Origin of the sequence: Cellulomonas septica (assembly GCF_012396155.1) — a bacterium.
GTDB lineage: Bacteria > Actinomycetota > Actinomycetes > Actinomycetales > Cellulomonadaceae > Cellulomonas > Cellulomonas septica.
Genome location: NZ_JAAXOY010000391.1, coordinates 1 through 3,335, shown reverse-complemented (window position 1 = coordinate 3,335; position 3,335 = coordinate 1). Strand labels below are relative to the sequence as shown.

General features: G+C 74.0%; 6 protein-coding genes. 3 read left to right on the top strand and 3 right to left on the bottom strand.

The features are described 5' to 3' along the window. The 3 genes from HGA02_RS13750 to HGA02_RS13740 form a co-directional block, all read right to left on the bottom strand. Positions 1–567: SURF1 family cytochrome oxidase biogenesis protein (locus HGA02_RS13750; protein WP_168679476.1), on the bottom strand; the 567-nt coding region annotated here is incomplete at its 3' end. Then, a complete protein-coding gene (locus tag HGA02_RS13745; protein ID WP_168679475.1) occupies positions 564–806 on the bottom strand; it encodes a hypothetical protein in 243 nt (80 codons plus the stop codon). The genes HGA02_RS13745 and HGA02_RS13750, both read right to left, overlap by 4 nt. Next, positions 803–1,153 carry a DUF3099 domain-containing protein gene (locus HGA02_RS13740; protein WP_168679474.1) on the bottom strand — a complete coding sequence of 117 codons (351 nt, stop codon included), beginning with the start codon at positions 1,151–1,153 and terminating at the stop codon, positions 803–805. Before HGA02_RS13740 ends, HGA02_RS13745 begins: the two co-directional genes overlap by 4 nt. A 134-nt stretch (positions 1,154–1,287) precedes the next feature. Between HGA02_RS13740 and fabG the strand changes: the two genes are divergently transcribed. The 3 genes from fabG to HGA02_RS13725 form a co-directional block, all read left to right on the top strand. Continuing rightward, positions 1,288–2,040: a 3-oxoacyl-ACP reductase FabG gene (gene fabG / locus HGA02_RS13735; RefSeq protein ID WP_168679473.1), complete on the top strand. Its 753-nt coding sequence runs from the start codon at positions 1,288–1,290 to the stop codon at positions 2,038–2,040. 47 nt (positions 2,041–2,087) lie between these two features. Next, the gene (gene fabI, locus HGA02_RS13730) at positions 2,088–2,858 is read left to right on the top strand and encodes an enoyl-ACP reductase FabI (RefSeq protein WP_168679472.1); all 771 of its coding nucleotides are present in this window, start codon (positions 2,088–2,090) and stop codon (positions 2,856–2,858) included. Positions 2,859–2,873: 15 nt separating this feature from the next. After that, positions 2,874–3,335: histidine phosphatase family protein (locus tag HGA02_RS13725; RefSeq protein ID WP_168679471.1), on the top strand; the 462-nt coding region annotated here is incomplete at its 3' end.

Sequence of the window (3,335 nt, the reverse complement as noted above, 5' to 3'; positions counted from 1 at the left end):
GTCGAGCCCGCCCGCCGCGAGGACCTGCGACGACGCGACCGCCTGCACCTGACCCGGAGGCGCCGTGCGGGTCGTCTGGCGCTCGTCGAGCCGGAGGCGCGCGGTGAGCGTCACGGTGCCGGTCGGGGGAGCGGGCACGTCGACCGCGGCGCTCGCGTCCTCCCCGGTCGGCACCCAGCCGCGGTCGACGACGAGGACCCCACCCGCACCCGTCGGGTCGTCCGCGGTGCCCGCGGAGGCGTCGGACACCACGAACGGGACGAGCACGTGGTACGCCGGGTGACCGTCGACCGGGCGGTTGCGCAGCAGGACGGTCGCGTCGGTGTCGTACCGCCCGACGACCTCGACCGTGCGCCACTCGTCGGCCTTGCCGAGCGCCTCGTCCGTCGAGGCGAGCACGTCGTCGAGCGGCACGGGGTCGGCGGCGTAGTTGGTCGTCACGACCGCGATCGCCGCGTCACGCCACACGTGCCGGTTCCACTGCCACCGGCCCAGGAACACGCACGCGGTCGCGAGGACGATCCCGACGCAGACGATCCCGACGGCCCGGCGAGCGGCCGCACTCACGACGGCGCCACCCGGTCCAGGTCGCCGGCGGGGACGACGTCACGCAGGAAGCCGCGCACGTCGAGGTACTGCGACAGGTGCTCGCGGTGCTCGTCGCACGCGAGCCACACCTTGCGGCGCTCGGGCGCGTGCAGCTTCGGGTTGTTCCACAGCAGGCCCCACGCGGCGTCGGCGCGGCAGCCGCGGGCCGAGCAGACGAGCTCGTCGACGGCGTCGGGCACGCCGCCCAGCAGGTTCACGAGCCGCCCCCGACCTGGTGGTGCGGACCCGAGCCCGGCCCGATCTCGCGGTACTGCATGAACGACGCGTCGTCCGTGTCACGCCGCTCGCGCCCCGCGTTCGCGAACAGGACCGCGACGTACGGCAGCACGACGGCCGCGATCAGCAGGAGGATCGGCACCACGACCGGCAGGTGCCCCCACGTGAAGAACGCGGCCGCGAAGCACACCATGCGGACGCCCATCTGGGCGAGGTAACGGCGCTGCCGGCGGGCCATGTCGTCGGCCAGGGACTCGGGCGCGGACGTGATGCGCTGGACGTCGTCGCCCGGCGCGTCGTGCGCTCTGGGGGTCCTGCGGCTGCTCACCACCTGATCGTAGTCCGGTCTGCGGACACCGACCGTCGGGGGCCGCCGTTGTCCGGTTCCCACAACATGCCGGGGCGTTCCTGTGCCGGGCCGGACCGACGTCGTGCCGGGGACGTCGGATAGCGTCGGGTTCCGTGCCTGAGACTTCCGACAACGCCACGCCGTCCACGCGATCCGAGCACCGCCCGCGCAGCGTCCTCGTGACCGGCGCGAACCGCGGCATCGGCCGCTCCATCGCGGAGCGCTTCGTGGCCGCCGGCGACAAGGTCGCGACCATCTACCGCTCGGGCGACCTGCCCGACGGCGTGCTGGGTGCCGTCGCCGACGTGCGCGACACCGCCGCGGTCGACGCGGCGTTCACCGAGATCGAGTCCGCGCACGGCCCCGTCGAGGTCGTCGTCGCGAACGCGGGCGTCACGCGCGACCAGCTGCTGCTGCGGATGACCGACGAGGAGTTCACGGACGTCCTCGACGTCAACCTCACGGGCGCGTTCCGGGTCGTGCGGCGCGCGTCCAAGGGCATGATCCGGCTGCGTCGCGGCCGCATCGTGCTCATCTCGTCGGTCGTCGGCCTCTACGGCGGGCCCGGCCAGGTGAACTACTCCGCGTCCAAGTCCGCCCTCGTCGGCATGGCACGGTCCATCACGCGCGAGCTCGGCGGCCGCGGCATCACCGCGAACGTCGTCGCGCCCGGCTTCATCGACACCGACATGACGCGCGCGCTGCCCGAGGACCGCCAGAAGGCGTACCTCGCGTCGATCCCCGCCGGTCGCTTCGCGCAGCCCGAGGAGGTCGCCGCGGCCGTCGAGTTCGTCGCCTCGGACGCCGCCGGCTACATCTCGGGCGCCGTGATCCCCGTCGACGGCGGCCTCGGCATGGGTCACTGACCCCTCCCTCGACCTTCCCCCACGCACCGCAACAGGACGGAACTCCCATGGGTCTGCTCGACGGCAAGAAGCTCCTCGTCACCGGCGTCCTCACCGACGGCTCGATCGCGTTCCACGTCGCGCGCCTCGCGCAGGAGCAGGGCGCGCAGGTCGTGCTCACCTCCTTCGGCCGGCAGTTCCGGCTCACGCAGGCCATCGCCCGGCGCCTCCCGGTCGAGGCGCAGGTCCTGCAGCTCGACGCGACGTCGCAGGAGGACCTCGACGCGCTCGCAGACCGCGTGCGCGAAGCCGGCCTGGACAGCCTCGACGGGGTCGTGCACTCCATCGGCTTCGCGCCGCAGTCCGTCATGGGCGGCAACTTCCTCGCGGGCGAGTGGGACGACGTCGCGACCGCGCTGCACGTCAGCGCGTACTCGCTGAAGTCGCTCGCGGTCGCCGCGCAGCCGCTGCTGGCCCGTGGCTCGGCCGTCGTCGGCCTCACGTTCGACGCGCGCTACGCGTGGCCCGTCTACGACTGGATGGGTGTCGCCAAGGCCGCGTTCGAGTCGACCGCCCGGTACCTCGCGCGCGACCTCGGCCCGCACGGCGTGCGCGTCAACCTCGTGTCCGCGGGCCCGATCCGCACGACGGCCGCGAAGTCCATCCCCGGCTTCGAGGCGATGGAGGGCGGCTGGCCCGACCGTGCGCCGCTCGGCTGGGACGTCTCCGACCCCGAGCCCACGGCCCGCGCCGTCGCCGCGCTCCTGTCCGACTGGTTCCCGGCGACGACCGGGGAGATCGTGCACGTCGACGGCGGCGTGCACGCGATGGGCCTGTGATGGGACGCTGAGCCGGTGACGTCCGACTCCACCCACCGACTGCTCCTGCTCCGGCACGCCAAGGCCGAGCACCCCGAGGGTCTTCCCGACCACCAGCGGCCGCTGTCGCTCGTGGGCCGCAAGCAGTCCGGTCAGGTCGGCGCGCAGCTCGCCGAGGCGGGGCTCGTCCCGGACCTCGTGCTGTGCTCGACCAGCCTGCGCACCCGGCAGACGTGGGAGCTCGTGCGCGGCACGCTCGGCGCGGACCCCGCGCTCGAGCTGCGCGACGAGGTGTACGACGCGGGCGTCTCGACGCTGCTCGACGTCGTGCGGGCCGTGGGCGACGACGTGGCGACCGTGCTCGTCGTCGGGCACGAGCCCACGATGAGCCGCGCCGCCGCCGCGCTCGCGGGTCCCGACTCCGACGTCGCGGCGCTGTCACGCGTGCAGGTCGGCGTGCCGACCGCGAGCTGGTCGGTGCTCGGGTTCACCGGCCCG